The following is a 16,262-nucleotide window of genomic DNA, read 5'->3' as shown; positions in this document are numbered from 1 at the left end:
AGCCAATCTCCCCGCTTGAGGGGGAGATGTCCGGCAGGACAGAGGGGGGTGTGGCTGGCTCCGGCTTAATTCGGAACAACCCCATCCAGCTCCGGCAACAACACCACACTCTCCTGCTCCCTCGGGTCTGTCCGCGCAATGATCGCCGAGCACGGCTCTGTCCCGGTATTGACCGGCAGATGCGGGACGCCGGCGGGGATGTAGAACATATCGCCGGCTCGTGTCACTGTGGCGTTTTCGAGCTCCGCGCCCCAATAGGTCGTCGCCTCGCCGGAGAGCACATAGATCGCGGTCTCGTGCGCCTCGTGCAGATGCGCCTTGGCGCGGCCGCCGGGCGGGACGGTGAGCAGCATCATGGCGATGCCGGTCGAGCCGGTCGTCTCGGCCGAAATGCCCTCGACATAGGAGAAGCCCTGCTTGCCGTCATAGGCTTGAGCAGGACGAATGAGCTTGCATTCGGGGTCATTGCCGGATGACATAGGAGCAACCTCTAAACAAACAAGAAGGACGACAAGTCCGGGGAACATCATCGGCGCGACGTGAACAAGAGCGAAAATGGCCAGCGCAGCGCCTCATAAAATACACTGGGTGAACATGGCAGAAAATCAGTCTTCCGTCGTTTCGGCGAAAAATCTGGGCCTGACCTTTCAGACGAATGACGGTCCCGTCAACGCGCTGACCGGGGTCAATCTGGACGTGCGCAAGGGCGACTTCGTGTCCTTCATCGGTCCTTCCGGCTGCGGCAAGACGACGTTCCTGCGCGTCATTGCCGATCTCGAAAAGGCCACCGAAGGCCAGATCCTCGTCAACGGCACGACGCCAGAAGATGCGCGCAAGAACCGATCCTACGGCTATGTCTTCCAGGCGGCAGCGCTCTACCCGTGGCGCACCATCGAGAAGAACATCGCCCTTCCCCTTGAAATCATGGGCTATTCCAAGGACGAGCAGAAGAAGCGGATCGACCATACGCTATCGCTCGTCAATCTCTCCGGCTTTGGCAAGAAATATCCCTGGCAGCTCTCCGGCGGCATGCAGCAGCGCGCCTCGATCGCCCGCGCCCTCGCCTTTGACGCCGATCTCCTCCTCATGGACGAGCCCTTCGGCGCGCTCGACGAAATCGTCCGCGACCACCTGAACCAGCAGCTTCTGGAACTCTGGGCGCGCACCAACAAGACGATCTGTTTCGTCACCCACTCTATTCCCGAGGCCGTCTATCTCTCGACCAAGATCGTCGTCATGAGCCCCCGCCCCGGACGGGTCACGGACATCATCGAATCGACGCTGCCGAAGGAACGACCGCTCGACATCCGCGAAACACCGGAATTTCTGGCCATTGCCCACCGCGTCCGCGAAGGGCTGAAGGCGGGGCATAGCTATGACGATTGAGGCCATCAAATTCGAAAAAGCTCCACCTCTGCTTGCGGGACTGCAAAACAATAGCGGCGAGTTGACCTACGCTTGGCGGCCTCGCGAGGCTACATTTCAAACGGTCTTCAAGGCTGTATGGCTCTGCGGTTGGACAGTTGCTGGCTATGTGGCATTCACCCAGGCAAAGAGCACAGCGGATTTCAATGGCCGAGCCTTCCTGATCTTTTGGCTGATGGCTTGGTCAATAGGCTGGACATATTCTATCTACCAACTCGTATGGATTTTGCTGGGCTCGCAAACCGCGATAGCAAACAGTCAAGCTTTGACCATAGCTTCCAGAATTGGGCCTTTCGCACGCAAGCGTTATTACCGCCCAGACCAGATTTCCCGGTTTCGATGGACGGAGTCGCGATCGACAAGGCAATTGAATTCTGCGACCAATCCCATCAGACAGCCGTCTGGCGTAAATTTCGACTACGGAAGCAAGACGATCAAGATATTAGACGGAATTGACGAACCAGAAGCTGAAGCATTGATCTCGCGATTTAGAGAAGTCCTTCAAATCAAAAGGGCTTCCGAATGAACGGCTATCTCCGCACCAAGATCTGGCCCATCCTCGCCGTCCTCGTGGTCATCATCGCCGCCTGGTATGCGGCCGCCCTCCTCATGAACCGCACGCTTGCGGTCGAGGAAGCCGCCCGCAAGGGCGAGGTGCTGACAACGGGCGCAATGTGGCTGAAATCCTATGCGATGGACAAACCGCTGCTGCCCGCGCCACACCAGATCGTCACCGAAATCTGGAATTCCACGGCCACGATGAGCATCACGTCCAAGCGCTCGCTGGTCTATCACGCCTGGATCACGCTATCCGCCACACTGCTCGGCTTCGGGCTCGGCACTGTGCTCGGCGTAGCACTCGCCGTCGGCATCGTGCATAACCTCGCCATGGACAAGTCGATGATGCCTTGGGTCATCGCCAGCCAGACGATCCCGATCATGGCGATCGCGCCCATGCTGATCGTCGTGCTCAACGCCATCGGAATTTCCGGCCTCCTCCCCAAGGCGCTGATCTCGACCTACCTCTCCTTCTTCCCCGTCGTCGTCGGCATGGTGAAGGGGCTGCGCTCGCCGGAAATCATCCAGCTGGATCTGATGCACACCTATTACGCCAGCCGCTCGCAGCTCTTCTGGAAGCTGCGCTTCCCCGCCGCCATTCCCTTCCTCTTTGCCTCGCTGAAGGTCGGCATCGCCATTTCGCTCATCGGCGCGATTGTCGGGGAACTGCCGACCGGCGCGGTCGCGGGCCTTGGCGCGCGCCTCCTCTCCGGCTCCTACTATGGCCAGACGATCCAGATCTGGGCGGCGCTCTTCGTATCCTCGATCGTGGCCGGTCTGCTTGTCTTCCTCGTCGGCGGTATCGAGCGTCTCGTTTATCGCCTGATGGGCGCAAGACCGGAGGCGCAGGCATGAGCGCGATTGTCGTCATCATACTGGCGCTCGCCGTCTGGCTCGGAAGCTGGGCGCTCAACGAATATCTCGTCCGCCTGAAGCCCGCTGGTCCGACTGCCGAGCGGCAGATCGGCTTCCTCGTGCCAGCCATTTTTGGCCTGTGCCTGCTGGCGCTGTGGGAACTGCTGACGCGCGGTCTCGCCATCCCGGAAATCCTGCTCCCCGCCCCCAGCATCATTGTCTCCGCCGCACTCAATGCCCTGCCAATCATCGCCGTCGACGTCTGGCAAACCGTGTTCAAGGAAGTGCTGCCCGGCTATGCCATCGGCTGCGGCGCGGGGCTTCTTGCGGCGTTCCTCATCGACCGCTCACCCTTCCTGAAGGCGGGCCTGCTCCCGCTCGGCAATCTGGTCTCGGCGCTGCCCATCGTCGGCCTCGCGCCGATCATGATCATGTGGTTCGGCTTCGAATGGCCGTCCAAGGCTGCGATCATCGTCACGATGATCTTCTTCCCCATGCTCATCAACACGATCACCGGCCTTGCCGCGAGCGGCCATATGGAACGCGACCTGATGCGCACCTATGCCGCCACATGGCCGCAGACGCTCATGAAACTGCGCCTGCCCGCCGCCTGGCCCTTCATCTTCAACGCGCTGAAGATCAACTCGACGCTCGCCATGATCGGGGCCATCGTCGCCGAATTCTTCGGCTCGCCCTCGGTGGGCATGGGCTTCCGCATTTCGACCGAAATGGGCCGCATGAACACTGCCATGGTCTGGGCGGAAATTCTCGCCGCCGCCATCGCCGGCTCGCTCTTCTACGGGATCGTCGCGCTGATCGAGCGGAAGGTCACGTTCTGGCATCCCTCTGTCCGTGGGGGACAGAGGTAAAAGGCAGGCAAACCTGCCTCAATCAAGGTTCCGTCCGTGGTGGACGGGAGACACAAAAAGAGGGTTGAACAATGAAAAAGACAATTGCTTCGCTCATGCTCGGCACGGCGCTCGCCCTTTCCGGCGTCGCCGCGCACGCTGCCGAAAAGGTGACGCTGCAGCTGAAATGGGTCACGCAGGCCCAGTTCGCCGGCTATTTCGTCGCCAAGGACAAGGGCTTCTACAAGGAAGAAGGCATCGACGTCGACATCAAGCCGGGCGGCCCGAACATTGCGCCGGAACAGGTGATCGCCGGCGGCGGCGCAGACGTCATCGTCGACTGGATGGGTGCAGCCCTTGCCGCCCGCGAAAAGGGCGTTCCGCTCGTCAACATCGCGCAGCCCTACCAGAACGCCGGTCTCGAAATCGTCTGCCCGAAGGACGGACCGATCAAGAAGATCTCCGACTTCAAGGGCCGCACGGTCGGCGTCTGGTTCTTCGGCAACGAAGTGCCCTTCTTCGCGCTGATGAACAAGGAAGGCATTACGACCGAAGGTGGGGCGAACGGCGTCAAGGTTCTCCAGCAGAGCTTCGACGTGCAGCCGCTCATCCAGAAGCAGGCCGACTGCATCCACGTCATGACCTATAACGAACTGGGTCAGGCCATCGACGCCGGCTTCACGCTCGATAAGCTCACCGTGTTCAACTACACCGACATGGGCGCCAACCTCCTCGAAGACGGTCTCTACGTTCTCGGCGACAAGCTGAAGGATGAGAAGTTCAAGGCCAACATGGTCAAGTTCGTCCGTGCTTCCATGAAGGGCTGGGCCTATGCCAAGGCGCATCCGGAGGAAGCAGCCGGCATCGTTCTCGACAATGACTCGACCGGCGCGCAGACGAAGGAACATCAGGTCTACATGATGGGCGAAGTCGCCAAGTTGCTCGGCGATTCCACAGGCGTCCTGGACAAGGCCGCTTACGAGCGCACGGAAGCTGCCGTCCTGGCCCAGAAGATCATCACAAAGAAGCCGGAAGGCGCCTGGACGCATGAAATCACCGACGCTGCGCTGAAGAAGTAAGCGGCACAAGGCTGAAGAAGGGGTGCGCGGGCAGCAATGCCCGCGCATTCTCATTTTGTGAGGTTCCGTGCTCGCTCCTGCCAGCTTCTGGCAGTAGTCATCCATGTACGCAATTGAATTTTAGAGCTACACGATATATCGATTCCGACAGGGACTTCGCCTTCCTGGCCAGTCCTTGTCACCTGCATTTGGCGCTTCGTGAAATACGTCTCACGCCGATTGACGAATGACAGGTTGCATTTCATTCAAAACCGTTTGCTTCGCGGGCGCGTAAAGGGGATGACGGCGCGCAGATCATCGCTTTGTTGCAGCGCCGCAAATGACTGGAATAATCTCGCGGGATATGTTGTATTATCAACAGGTCCAGATGGAGCAGCTCTCTTGTTATCAGAGCAGTTGATCCCCACATGCCGCGAGATCGTTTTCCACCTGTTGCCGGTCATGTCCGGATGTGATGGGAAACATAGGATTATTTGATTGGTTATCTCGCTTTTTCAATGCTTAGAAACTTAACAACTATACGTTATTCGACTTGCAAATGAGGGGGTTCCGGTCTGTGAACGTTGGGACAGACGGGACAGAATGAAGTTCGCGGGAATGCACCTGAAGGTGCATCGGCAAAGGGTTCAAGACGGACATGACGACGAAGACTTCCAGAGCAAACTGGCTGCTCGCAACAGCAGCAATCCTGATGGCTGCACCTGCCTTTGCAGAAGATGCGCCTGCGGCGAAGCCGGCCCTGAACGCGCCTTCGATCGTTGTGACGGCCGTGACCGAACGCAAGCTGACCGACCGGGTTCTGACCTCCGGCACCATTCAACCGGTCGAGGAAGTCTATGTTCAGCCGCTCGTCGAAGGTCTTTCGATCAAGACGCTCAAGGCAGACGTCGGTGCCAAGGTGAAGGCCGGCGATGTGCTGGCCACACTGATGGACGATACCCTGATCCTGCAGAAGAGCCAGCTTGAAGCCAACAAGGCCAAGGTCATTGCCGCCGGCGCCCAGGCCGAGGCCCAGCGCCTTTCGGTCAAGACCAATCTGGACGAAGCCAATCGCCAGCTCGGCCGCGGAGAGTCGCTCTCCAAGACCGGGACGATCTCCACTGCCCAGCTCGACCAGTTGAAGGCCGCCGCAACGTCCGCCGCCGCCTCGCTGAATTCTGCCGAACAGGGGTTGAAGGCCAATGCGGCCGACATGAAGGTCATTGAGGCCCAGATTGCCGATATCGATCTCAAGCTGTCACGCACAGAGGTGAAGGCGCCGGTCGATGGCGTCATTTCCGCCCGCACCGCAAAGGTCGGCGCAATCGCCAGCGGTGCAGGCCAACCACTCTTCACCCTGATCCGCGACGAAGCGCTGGAACTGAAGGCCGACCTCGCCGAACAAGATGTACTCAAGGTCGCCAAGGGTCAGAAGGTGATGATCTCACTCGCCGGTTCCGGTGGCAAGATATCGGGCACCGTGCTGCGGGTAGACCCCACGGTCAACACCACGACACGCCTCGGCTCGGTCGAGATCAAAATCGACAATCCGGATACCGTTCGCGCCGGCATGTATGCCCAGGCCGACATTGTCGTCGCCGAGCGGACCGCACCCTCGCTGCCGGTCACCGCCGTGACGACCAACAGCGAAGCGACGACCGCGCGCATGGTCAAGGACGACACGGTACGCATCGTTCCGGTCGAGACCGGTATTCAGGACGGACAGTATATCGAAATCAGCAAGGGGTTGCAGCCGGGCGACAAGGTCGTCGCCAAGGCGGGCGCCTATGTCCGTGACGGCGACCGCGTGAAGCCGGTCGATACGCTGCCTTCCGCGACGAACTGAGGGGTTTAAGGGGACAATGAACTTTTCAGCCTGGTCAATCCGAAATCCCGTCGCGCCGCTTCTGGCGTTCTTCCTGCTCATGTTCATGGGCATTCAGGCCTTCAACAAGCTGCCGATCACGCGATTCCCCAACATCGACGTGCCGGTCATTTCGGTCGCGGTGAGCCAGAGTGGCGCCGCACCCTCGGAGCTTGAAAGCCAGGTCACCAAGATCATCGAAGATGCGGTGGCCGGCATCTCAGGCATCGACTACATCCAGTCGAATATCACCGATGGCCTTTCCTCGACAGCCGTGATCTTCAACATCGACGTCAAGACCAACCAGGCGCTCCAGGACGTCAAGGATGCGGTTGACCGCATCCGCAGCACGCTGCCCGCCTCCATCGATGACCCCAAGGTTTCGAAAATCGACGTCGAGGGTCAGGCAATCCAGACCTATGCGGTCTCTTCCGCCAACATGACGCTGGAAGAACTTTCCTGGTTCGTTGACGATACGGTCAAGCGCTCGCTGCAGGGCGCCAAGGGCGTCGGCCGCATCGACCGCTTCGGCGGCGCGGATCGTGAAATCCGCATCCAGCTCGATCCGCTCAAGATGAAGTCCTTCGGCGTCTCCGCTTCCGACGTCAATACGCAGCTTCGCCTGACCAATACCGATCTGGGCGCCGGCCGCGGCCAGATCGCCGGCAGCGAACAGACCATCCGCACGCTGGGCGATGCCCGCTCGGTGGCAGCCCTGGAGCAGAAGACGATTGCGCTGCCGAACGGCCGCTTCGTGAAGCTCTCCGACCTGGGGACGATTACAGACACCTACAAGGAGCCGGTCTCCTTCTCCAACTTCGATGGTAATCCGGTCGTGACCTTCGCCGTGTTCCGTGCGAAGGGCGCCAGCGAAGTCACGGTGGCCGACGAGGTGCAGAAGGCGCTCGACAAGGTCAAGGCGAAGAACCCCAATGTGAAGATCGAGCTTGTCAATGACAGCGTGTACTTCACCGTGGGCAACTACGAGGCAGCCATCGACACGCTGATCGAAGGTGCGCTTCTCGCCATCATCGTCGTGTTCCTCTTCCTGCGCAACTGGCGCGCCACGTTGATTTCAGCCGTGGCTCTGCCCCTCTCGGCGGTCCCGACATTCTGGGTCATGGACCTGATGGGCTTCTCGCTCAACCTCGTGAGCTTCCTCGCACTGACGCTCGCGACCGGTATCCTGGTCGACGACGCCATCGTGGAAATCGAGAACATCGCCCGCCACATCCGCATGGGCAAGACCCCCTATCGCGCGGCCATCGAAGCGGCGGACGAAATCGGCCTCGCGGTGATTGCAACGACCTTCACGATCATCGCCGTCTTCGTGCCGGTCTCGTTCATGCCGGGCATTCCGGGTCAGTATTTCGTGCAGTTCGGCCTGACCGTCGCCTTCTCGGTCTTCTTCTCCCTGATGGTGGCGCGCCTCATCACGCCGATGATGGCCGCCTATCTCATGCGGTCGAAAGACAGCGTGCCGGACCATGCCGATCATGACGGCGCGATCATGCGCGCCTATACCGGCCTCATCCGCACGACGACCCGCTCCGTCTGGCGCTATGTGACGCTGCTGGCCGCCATCGGCTTTCTGGTGGGTTCGCTCATCCTGCTCAGCAAGGTCCCCGGCAGCTTCCTGCCGCCGGAAGATTCCGGCCGCGTCACGCTGTCCGTCGAACTGCCGCCCAGCACATCGCTGGACCAGACCAACAAGTCGACAGCCGCGATCTATGACAAGGTCAAGGATATCGCAGGCGTGCAGGATGTCTTCATCCTCGGTGGTTCCTCGCCGAAGGGCGACCTGTCGATCACCAAGGCCACTGTGACGTTGCTCCTGAAGCACAAGGAAGCTTCGCTGGTGACGGCTCTCGTCAACGATCTCGCCGGCAAGTTGCCGGTCATCGGCCAGTATCTCCCGAAGGTCACGCCGAAGGGTCGCGTGCGCCCGCAATGGGACATCGAAAAGGAAGTCTTCGCCAAGCTGAAGGATATTCCCGACGTCCGCCTTCTGCGCCTCAACGATCGCGGTGACCGCGACCTGTCGTTCAATATCCTCTCGGCCAACGAGGCGGATCTGAACAAGGCCGTCGCCATGCTCGAATCACGCCTGCGCCAGGAGCCGGTTCTGGCCAATGTCAGCTCGGAAGGCGCGCTCCCGCGCACCGAACTGCGCATCGTGCCGCATTCCGATCAGATCGCCCGTCTCGGCATCACCGTTCAGCAGATTGCCGAAGCCGTGCGCGTGGCAACGATTGGCGACGCGGATGCTGCGCTGCCGAAAATCTCGCTGGACAATCGCCAGATCCCGATCCGCGTCATGTTCAAGCTCGACATGCGTCATGATCTGGCGGCGATCAAGTCGATCCGCCTCAAGACGGCCGCAGGCGCAACCGTGCCGCTGGCAAGCGTTGCCGATGTGATCTTCTCGGAAGGGCCTAGCTCGATCAAGCGTCAGGACCGCAACCGCGTGGTCACCATCGGGGCCGACCTGCCGCAGGGCGTCGCCCTCGACACGGCCACCGCACGCTTCAAGGCTGCGGCCGCCGAAGTCAAGCTGCCGGCAAGCGTCCAGTTCCTCGAAAGCGGCGATGCCAAGGTTCAGGGAGAAATGGTCAAGAGCTTCGGCAACGCCATGCTGCTGGGCCTGCTCCTCGTGCTGATGGTGCTGATCCTGCTCTTCAGGGACGTAATACAGCCGTTCACGATCCTGTTCTCGCTGCCGCTCGCCATCGGCGGCGTCGCGGCAGGCCTGATCGTCACCGGCAACTCGCTCTCCATGCCCGTTCTCATCGGCATCCTCATGCTGATGGGCATCGTGACGAAGAACGCGATCCTGCTCGTCGATTTCGCCATCGAGACGATGCACAAGGGCGCCGATCGCGTTCAGGCCATGATCGAGGCCGGCCGCAAGCGCGCACGGCCCATCGTCATGACGTCGATTGCCATGTCGGCCGGCATGCTGCCGTCCGCGCTCGGCGTCGGCGAAGGTGGTGCGTTCCGCTCGCCGATGGCGATCGCGGTGATCGGCGGCATCATCGTGTCGACCGTGCTGTCGCTGGTGGTCGTGCCGTCCTTCTTCCTCATCATGGATGACCTGTCTCGCCTGCTTGGCCGCATGTTCGGTCGCGTCATCGGCAAGAAGGAGGCAGAGCCGGAACCGCCGACTGCGGAAGAGCTTGGCTCCGCCGTTGCGGAAACGGGCCGCACCGTGCAGTCGCTCGAAGAGCGCCTCTCGGCACTCGAGACCAAGGCCGACCGAGAGGCCGCCAACCGCGCGACCGGCAATATCCGGGCGCTGCCGAACCTGGCGGCAGAGTAACCCGAAAGATCGGAACCGAAGACAATGGCCGGATGAAAATCCGGCCATTATCATTTCAGGAGTTGATCGAAATCAAACGGTCTCGCGCCTGAAAGCGGTATGAAAGTCCCAATGCAGCGTTGGGTGGTTGGGACATCGACCTGACCGGTTTGACGACAAGCTCGATCCTGCGCGCTGCTGCACTATGGGTCGCCCCTTGGGCGAGACCCGTAAGGCCGGGGGATTTAAACTGTGATCAAGGTCTTGAAATTGAACGTTCGCGAAAAAGAGATTCTTCTGCGATCCTATTTCCTGAGCGAACTGCCGTCCGCTACGGCCCTCAAGATTGTCGAGCATGTGACCGTGGCGAGCCACGAAGCGCGTGATCCGATCTTCAAGCAGGGTGAAAAGGCGGATTATTTCTACACGGTGCTGACCGGCTTTGTCCGCGTCTTCCGGCTGAGCAAGGACGGCCGCGAGGCGGATATCGGCATCTACGGTCCCGGCGAAACATTCGCCGAGGGCGTGATGTTCAACGGCGGCACGCATCGCTTCTGCGCGCAGACGGCCGAATCCGTGACCATGGCCCGTTACGAAGTCGACAAGCTCAAGCAGTTTGCCTCGCAGGACCCCGCAATCGGGATCGCGCTGATGGCATCGCTGTCGCGCAATCTCGACCAGGCTCTGGAATGTGTCGCCGACGACCGGCTGCACACCGCGCCGCAGCGGGTCGCCAACTTCATCCTGCAGAACTGCCCGGAAAATGCGAGCACAGCCCGCTTCCGGCTGCCGTTCCAGAAGAGCCTGCTCGCCGGCAAGCTGGGTCTCGCACCGGAAGCGCTCTCGCGCGCCTTCTCGGCGCTCAAGTCCGCGGGTGTCAGCGTCCACGGCCGCATCATCGAGATCGGCGACGTGAACGCGCTGAGGAATTTCTAAGCCTATACGTTTCCACGGGGGTGGACGGGGCGGTTCGTCTCTTTCGAAAGAAAGAGTGAGCCGCCCCAATTCATTTATACCAAGGATCATTGATTAGAACCCATTTGATGGCTTGGAAACGGACATCCGGGTAGGAGAAACCGGAGAGCGATGCAAAAGCATCGGTCGAGGATTTCGACGCCCTCCGGTGGCCGATTTCCAGGCCACCCCTCCGGGGCCGGTCGCTTTTGGCTTCCGGACATCGTCTAAAATCCTCGCCGGACCTTGTGGTCCGACTGCGGTTTTCTCCTAGCCGGAAGTCAAAATCGATCCGGTCAAATGGGTTCTAATCAATGATCCTTGGTATTAGCCAATCAATCGGGCGCGATTAGAGCCCGCCTTGAACCTTCAGAAAATCGACGATTGCGCCGACCCCCTCGCCCCGCTTCATGTTGGAAAACACGAAGGGGCGCCCTGCCCGCTGCTTGGTCGCATCACGCTCCATGACGCCGAGGTCGACATCGACATGCGGCGCAAGATCAGCCTTGTTGATGACGAGCATGTCGGAGCGGGTTATCCCCGGCCCGCCCTTGCGCGGGATTTCCTCGCCCTGGCAAACGGATATTACATAGATGGTGATATCGGCGAGATCGGGCGAGAAGGTCGCCGCGAGATTGTCGCCGCCCGATTCGATGAACACAACGTCGAGATCCGGAAAGCGCTGGTTCAGCCCGGAAATTGCCTGCAGATTGATCGACGCGTCCTCACGGATCGCCGTATGCGGACAGCCGCCGGTCTCGACGCCGACGATACGGTCCGAGGTCAGCGCCTGCATGCGCACCAGCGCATCGGCATCCTCGCGCGTATAGATGTCGTTCGTCACGACGGCGACCGAATAGTCGCCACGCATCGCCTTGCAAAGTTCCGCCGTCAGCGCCGTTTTGCCCGACCCGACCGGGCCGCCAATGCCCACTCTCAAGGGACCGTTCTGCGATTTCATGGGATCAGTCTCCAAATTTCAAAGCAATTCCAGGAAAGGTGGAAGCCGGTTTGCCGTCCGGAATTGCGTGCAAACAAAAGGTACTAGGAGCGGAAAAGCCGCGTCGTCTGTATCTCATGTTTCAGCGACGAAATCTCGGCAATGAAGGTGGCCGAGCCGAGGTCGTCTTCCGAGCAATCGACGAGTTCGCCGGCAAGCGAGGCGACATGGCTCTCGAACGAGGCGATGAGGCCAACGCCTTCCCGCTGCCCGATCACGCCGCAACGAATGGCAACGGAAACGAGCTGGCTGAGATTGGCATGCAGATATGCGGCAAGCCCGGCCTCCAATCCAGTCTCATGCGCCCCGGCAATCGCGCCCGCCGCAACCGGATAGGCAACCCGCCCATCGGCGCGTGCGCGTACCTCCGAAAGCACCGGATGCGGCCAATCGCGCGCAGCATCGACAAAGGCGGTTCCCAGCGAGACCGTTTCGCCCAACCGCTCGGCAGAGCCCGCGAGCGCCAGCGCCAGATCATTGATCCCGGCAAGCACGGACTCCCCGCAGGCGCGGTAACTCAGCGAGAAGAAGATCGCGTCCGTCTTCATCGCGCCATGGGTCATCAGCCCGTCGAGCCATACCTGCAGCCCCGCCCGATCGCCGATGCGGCCATCGGCGATCGCCCGTTCCAACCCGCCCGAATAGGCAAAGGCGCCGATCGGGAAGGCCGGCGACAGCCACGTCATCAGGCGGATCAGCGCCGTTGTATGGCGACGTTCAGTGGTGGTGATGGCCATGTGCATGTCCATGCCCTCCGGAATGATAAGCGCCGCGCACCGGCTGGAAAGGTTCATGGACATGACGAACCGTGGCGCCAAGGCCAATCAGCATGTCCTCGATGACATGATCGTGGAGAATGAGAATGCGCCCCTCCTCGACTTGAGCGGCAAGATGCCGGTTGCCGAGATGCCAGGCAAGCTCGATCAGATGCAGCCGGTCGCGCGGGGTAATTTCGAGCAATTCCTCCTGCGCCGCCACGACCCTGATAAAGGTCCCGTCATCCAGCGACAGAAGATCACCATCGGCCAGCATGACGGTTTCCTTCAGGTCCAGCATGACCATGCCGCCACTTTCGGGATGCAGAAGCTTGCGCCTCAAATGCCGCCCGTCATGCGGCAGCACCACCGTATCGACCGGCGCAGAATGATGCTCGCCGGGAGCCAGAACCGAGATCGCGCGTAACATGGAAACCCTTCCGCAAACGCGTGAAATCAAATCGAATTAGTTGCCGAAAGGCAAGCGGTCTGTGCCCCCGATATGACAAAAATGTTGCAGCGCACGCACATGCAGAGATTACATTTTGTCCATGTTCCGTTTCGTCAGTGACGCGACAGCGCCATCGACCCGCCAGCAGCAATCAGCGCCGCACCGACAACCCGATTGAGGTTGATGAAAACCCGCGCAGACTTGATGAAACGGCCGAGAACGGCCCCTGCCGCCGCATAAAGTGCGACAGCCAGAACCTCGAGAACGAGGAAAGCCCCGCCCATCTGCAGAAGCTGCGACCAGGCAGGCATGGACGGATCGAGAAACTGCGGAAAGAAGGCAGTGAAGATCGCGATCGCCTTCGGATTGGCAATCGCCATCGTGAAATCCCGCCGCATCAACGCCCTCAGCGCCACATCGCCAGACTGCATCTCCGCAAACTGCTTGGCCTTCAAAAGCAGCTGGATGCCGGTATAGACAAGATAGAGGGCGCCGGCGATCTTGATGACGACGAAAGCCTCGGCCGAGGCCGCCAGCACCGCCCCAAGCCCCAGAACCGTCACCCCGATCAGCGCGGCAAAGGCCGGCACGCGCCCCAACCCGCCGAGGCAGGCCGTGCCGAAACCCAGCCGCGCGGCATTGGAAAAGGCGAGCATGTTGTTCGGCCCCGGCGCGCAATTGAGCGCGAAACAGGCCGGAATGAAGAGTGCCCAGGCGATCATGAAATTCTCCTCAGCCGCGCAGGCAGCCATCAGCCATTGAACATAGACAGCGAACGAATAAGCGAAACCGGCAGAGGATTCCACAGTCCGGTTCTCAAGCCAGCCTGCCGCAGCATGGAAGCTGTCCATGTGTTGCAGCCAAGCAGGGCGTTGAAGAAACCATTCGCCTCGAAGAAGCGATCGGAGCGGCCGTAGGATTTGTCCGGGATCGCCTGCACCGTTCCGTCACTGATACGGAAAGACCCGGCAACGGCACGGGCCATCCTGTCGAAGTCGCCTTTTGGGATGGTAATGCTGTAGATCGCAGGATTTTGCAGGTTCAGCTCGCCGACAACTTCGACATGCATGACGGACTGATCAAGGGTCAGCGACTTGACCACCGGCATCGGCTTCAGTTCAGCCCAGGTTGGCGTTTCCAGGTAGAAGGCGCGACCGCCCCAACCAAAGATGATCCAGCGCGCCATGGGGTGCCGAACCGGCAGGCCCTCCGCCTCCAGAAACGGAAAATAGCCGAGCGTTTCCTCATCCAGAGGAAAGGCCAGATCCGTGTGGATCGGGTTGGACAGAACCAGAATGGTTCGCACCGCCTGCCCCTGGTCGGAAGCCGTGGCAGGGGGAAAGAGCGGCCGGGGAATTAACATCCCCGCAACCGCCAGAAAGACGATGGCAAGCAAGCCGACGGCGAGCCATTTCAGATAGCGCATGCCCCCTCCTCGCAAGGCACCCGCTCAGAGTGCCCCATCAGAACAGGAAATACCGCTGCGCCATCGGCAGAACCGTCGCCGGCTCGCATGTCAGCAGAACCCCATCCGCCCGCACTTCATATGTTTCAGGGTCCACCTCAATATGCGGCATAGCCGCGTTGTGGATCATCGAAGCCTTGGTGAGCCCGCCGCGCGTGTTCTTCACGGCGATCATGTTCTTCGCCGTGCCGAGCCTGTTCTTCAGACCGCCATCCAGTGCCGCCTGCGAGACGAAGGTGACCGAGGAATTCGTCAGCGCCTTGCCATAGGCGCCGAACATCGGGCGGTAATGCACCGGCTGCGGCGTCGGGATCGACGCATTCGGGTCGCCCATCGGGGCGGCCGCAATCGTGCCGCCGATCAGCACCATATCGGGCTTCACACCGAAAAAGGCCGGGTTCCAGATCACGAGATCGGCGCGCTTGCCTATCTCGATGGAGCCGATCTCATGGGAAAGGCCATGCGCCAGCGCCGGGTTGATCGTGTATTTGGCAATGTAGCGCTTGACGCGGAAATTGTCGTTGTCGCCGGTCTCTTCCGGCAGGGCGCCCCGCTGGCGCTTCATCTTGTCGGCCGTCTGCCAGGTGCGGATCGCCACTTCGCCGACGCGGCCCATGGCCTGGCTGTCGGAGGAGATGATAGAGAACGCCCCGATATCGTGCAGGATATCTTCCGCCGCGATCGTTTCCTTGCGGATGCGGCTTTCGGCAAAGGCGATGTCTTCCGGGATCGACGCCGACAGGTGATGGCAGACCATCAGCATGTCGAGATGCTCGGCAATCGTGTTGACCGTGTAGGGCCGCGTGGGGTTGGTCGAGGACGGGATGACATTCGGCTGGCCGCAGATCTTGATGATGTCCGGCGCGTGCCCGCCGCCCGCCCCTTCCGTGTGGAAGGCATGGATGGTGCGGCCCTTGATCGCCGAAATCGTGTCTTCGACGAAGCCGGACTCGTTCAGCGTATCGGTGTGGATCATCACCTGCACGTCATATTCGTCGGCAACCGACAGGCAGCAATCGATCGCGCCCGGCGTCGTGCCCCAGTCCTCATGCAGCTTCAGCGACGAGGCACCCGCCAGCACCATTTCTTCGAGCGCGCCGGGCAGCGAGGCATTGCCCTTGCCGGCGAAGGCAAGGTTCATCGGAAAGGCATCCGCCGCCTCGATCATGCGGGCGATGTGCCAGGGACCGGGCGTGCAGGTGGTGGCAAGCGTGCCATGCGCGGGGCCCGTGCCGCCGCCGAGCATGCAGGTAAGCCCCGACATCAGCGCTTCCTCGATCTGCTGCGGGCAGATGAAGTGAATGTGGCTGTCCATGCCGCCGGCGGTGATGATCTTGCCCTCGCCGGCAATCGCTTCCGTGCCGGGGCCGACAATGATGTTGACTCCCGGCTGCGTGTCCGGGTTGCCGGCCTTGCCGATGGCGGCAATGCGGCCGTCCTTGAGGCCGATATCGGCCTTGTAGATGCCGGAATGGTCGACGATCAGCGCATTGGTGATGACAGTGTCGACTGCACCCGCAGCGCGCGTCACCTGGGATTGCCCCATGCCGTCGCGGATGACCTTGCCACCGCCGAACTTTACCTCAGAGCCATAGGTGGTGAAATCCTTCTCAACCTCGATGAAGAGTTCCGTATCAGCCAGACGAACCTTGTCGCCGGTTGTCGGGCCAAACATGCCGGCATAGGCCGCGCGGGACATTTTGTAAGACATGAGCCGTAAACTCCTGATCC

Annotated in this window: 15 protein-coding genes; 8 read left to right on the top strand and 7 right to left on the bottom strand. The window is 60.8% G+C overall.

From position 1 onward, the window contains the following. Nucleotides 1-65: 65 nt before the first annotated feature. Complete coding sequence (locus tag ABID16_RS01095; RefSeq protein WP_354554402.1) at nt 66-479, bottom strand: cupin domain-containing protein; 414 nt, start codon at nt 477-479, stop codon at nt 66-68. 115 nt (nt 480-594) lie between these two features. On the opposite strand from ABID16_RS01095, the gene ABID16_RS01090 reads away from it, so the two are divergent. The 8 genes from ABID16_RS01090 (at nt 595) to ABID16_RS01055 (ending at nt 10,842) form a co-directional block, all read left to right on the top strand. Beyond that, nucleotides 595-1,386: an ABC transporter ATP-binding protein gene (locus ABID16_RS01090; RefSeq protein ID WP_354554400.1), complete on the top strand. Its 792-nt coding sequence runs from the start codon at nt 595-597 to the stop codon at nt 1,384-1,386. Further along, nucleotides 1,376-1,951 (top strand): hypothetical protein, encoded by a 576-nt coding sequence (locus tag ABID16_RS01085; RefSeq protein ID WP_354554398.1) that lies wholly within the window; start codon nt 1,376-1,378, stop codon nt 1,949-1,951. Before ABID16_RS01090 ends, ABID16_RS01085 begins: the two co-directional genes overlap by 11 nt. Next, nucleotides 1,948-2,838 carry an ABC transporter permease gene (locus tag ABID16_RS01080; RefSeq protein ID WP_354554396.1) on the top strand — a complete coding sequence of 297 codons (891 nt, stop codon included), beginning with the start codon at nt 1,948-1,950 and terminating at the stop codon, nt 2,836-2,838. The genes ABID16_RS01085 and ABID16_RS01080 overlap by 4 nt, the downstream gene beginning before the upstream one ends. Next, a complete protein-coding gene (locus ABID16_RS01075; RefSeq protein ID WP_354554394.1) occupies nt 2,835-3,707 on the top strand; it encodes an ABC transporter permease in 873 nt (290 codons plus the stop codon). The genes ABID16_RS01080 and ABID16_RS01075 overlap by 4 nt, the downstream gene beginning before the upstream one ends. Before the next feature lie 71 nt (nt 3,708-3,778). Continuing rightward, the gene (locus tag ABID16_RS01070) at nt 3,779-4,765 is read left to right on the top strand and encodes an ABC transporter substrate-binding protein (RefSeq protein ID WP_354554392.1); all 987 of its coding nucleotides are present in this window, start codon (nt 3,779-3,781) and stop codon (nt 4,763-4,765) included. Between the two features lie 637 nt (nt 4,766-5,402). Next, the gene (locus ABID16_RS01065) at nt 5,403-6,590 is read left to right on the top strand and encodes an efflux RND transporter periplasmic adaptor subunit (protein WP_354554390.1); all 1,188 of its coding nucleotides are present in this window, start codon (nt 5,403-5,405) and stop codon (nt 6,588-6,590) included. Nucleotides 6,591-6,606: 16 nt separating this feature from the next. Beyond that, nucleotides 6,607-9,927, top strand: coding sequence for an efflux RND transporter permease subunit (locus tag ABID16_RS01060; protein WP_354554387.1), 3,321 nt, complete (start codon nt 6,607-6,609; stop codon nt 9,925-9,927). A 243-nt stretch (nt 9,928-10,170) separates the two neighbouring features. Continuing rightward, the gene (locus tag ABID16_RS01055; RefSeq protein WP_354554385.1) at nt 10,171-10,842 is read left to right on the top strand and encodes a Crp/Fnr family transcriptional regulator; all 672 of its coding nucleotides are present in this window, start codon (nt 10,171-10,173) and stop codon (nt 10,840-10,842) included. Between the two features lie 367 nt (nt 10,843-11,209). Here the strand turns inward: ABID16_RS01055 and ureG are convergent, their stop codons facing one another. The 6 genes from ureG to ureC form a co-directional block, all read right to left on the bottom strand. After that, nucleotides 11,210-11,821 (bottom strand): urease accessory protein UreG, encoded by a 612-nt coding sequence (gene ureG / locus ABID16_RS01050; protein WP_354554383.1) that lies wholly within the window; start codon nt 11,819-11,821, stop codon nt 11,210-11,212. A gap of 83 nt (nt 11,822-11,904) precedes the next feature. Continuing rightward, on the bottom strand, nt 11,905-12,597 hold the full coding sequence (locus ABID16_RS01045; protein ID WP_354554381.1) for an urease accessory protein UreF: 693 nt from the start codon (nt 12,595-12,597) through the stop codon (nt 11,905-11,907). Next, complete coding sequence (locus tag ABID16_RS01040; protein ID WP_354554379.1) at nt 12,578-13,045, bottom strand: urease accessory protein UreE; 468 nt, start codon at nt 13,043-13,045, stop codon at nt 12,578-12,580. The genes ABID16_RS01045 and ABID16_RS01040 overlap by 20 nt, the downstream gene beginning before the upstream one ends. Nucleotides 13,046-13,179: 134 nt before the next feature. Beyond that, the gene (locus ABID16_RS01035; RefSeq protein WP_354554377.1) at nt 13,180-13,788 is read right to left on the bottom strand and encodes a LysE family translocator; all 609 of its coding nucleotides are present in this window, start codon (nt 13,786-13,788) and stop codon (nt 13,180-13,182) included. Nucleotides 13,789-13,817: 29 nt separating this feature from the next. Further along, on the bottom strand, nt 13,818-14,492 hold the full coding sequence (locus tag ABID16_RS01030; protein WP_354554375.1) for a TIGR02117 family protein: 675 nt from the start codon (nt 14,490-14,492) through the stop codon (nt 13,818-13,820). A 37-nt stretch (nt 14,493-14,529) separates the two neighbouring features. Next, complete coding sequence (gene ureC / locus ABID16_RS01025; protein ID WP_354554372.1) at nt 14,530-16,242, bottom strand: urease subunit alpha; 1,713 nt, start codon at nt 16,240-16,242, stop codon at nt 14,530-14,532. Between the last annotated feature and the right edge of the window lie 20 nt (nt 16,243-16,262).

The sequence above is a fragment of the Limnomicrobium aquaticum genome, assembly GCF_040545545.1.
Lineage (GTDB): Bacteria > Pseudomonadota > Alphaproteobacteria > Rhizobiales > Rhizobiaceae > Ensifer_A > Ensifer_A aquaticum.
This window is presented reverse-complemented; position numbering and strand designations above follow the sequence as displayed.

Coding starts and splice junctions, on each gene's coding strand:
- ABID16_RS01095 (WP_354554402.1), bottom strand. CDS start 479: ATGTCATCCGGCAATGACCCCGAATGCAAGCTCATTCGTCCTGCTCAA.
- ABID16_RS01090 (WP_354554400.1), top strand. CDS start 595: ATGGCAGAAAATCAGTCTTCCGTCGTTTCGGCGAAAAATCTGGGCCTG.
- ABID16_RS01085 (WP_354554398.1), top strand. CDS start 1,376: ATGACGATTGAGGCCATCAAATTCGAAAAAGCTCCACCTCTGCTTGCG.
- ABID16_RS01080 (WP_354554396.1), top strand. CDS start 1,948: ATGAACGGCTATCTCCGCACCAAGATCTGGCCCATCCTCGCCGTCCTC.
- ABID16_RS01075 (WP_354554394.1), top strand. CDS start 2,835: ATGAGCGCGATTGTCGTCATCATACTGGCGCTCGCCGTCTGGCTCGGA.
- ABID16_RS01070 (WP_354554392.1), top strand. CDS start 3,779: ATGAAAAAGACAATTGCTTCGCTCATGCTCGGCACGGCGCTCGCCCTT.
- ABID16_RS01065 (WP_354554390.1), top strand. CDS start 5,403: ATGACGACGAAGACTTCCAGAGCAAACTGGCTGCTCGCAACAGCAGCA.
- ABID16_RS01060 (WP_354554387.1), top strand. CDS start 6,607: ATGAACTTTTCAGCCTGGTCAATCCGAAATCCCGTCGCGCCGCTTCTG.
- ureG (WP_354554383.1), bottom strand. CDS start 11,821: ATGAAATCGCAGAACGGTCCCTTGAGAGTGGGCATTGGCGGCCCGGTC.
- ABID16_RS01045 (WP_354554381.1), bottom strand. CDS start 12,597: ATGGCCATCACCACCACTGAACGTCGCCATACAACGGCGCTGATCCGC.
- ABID16_RS01040 (WP_354554379.1), bottom strand. CDS start 13,045: ATGTTACGCGCGATCTCGGTTCTGGCTCCCGGCGAGCATCATTCTGCG.
- ABID16_RS01035 (WP_354554377.1), bottom strand. CDS start 13,788: ATGATCGCCTGGGCACTCTTCATTCCGGCCTGTTTCGCGCTCAATTGC.
- ABID16_RS01030 (WP_354554375.1), bottom strand. CDS start 14,492: ATGCGCTATCTGAAATGGCTCGCCGTCGGCTTGCTTGCCATCGTCTTT.
- ureC (WP_354554372.1), bottom strand. CDS start 16,242: ATGTCTTACAAAATGTCCCGCGCGGCCTATGCCGGCATGTTTGGCCCG.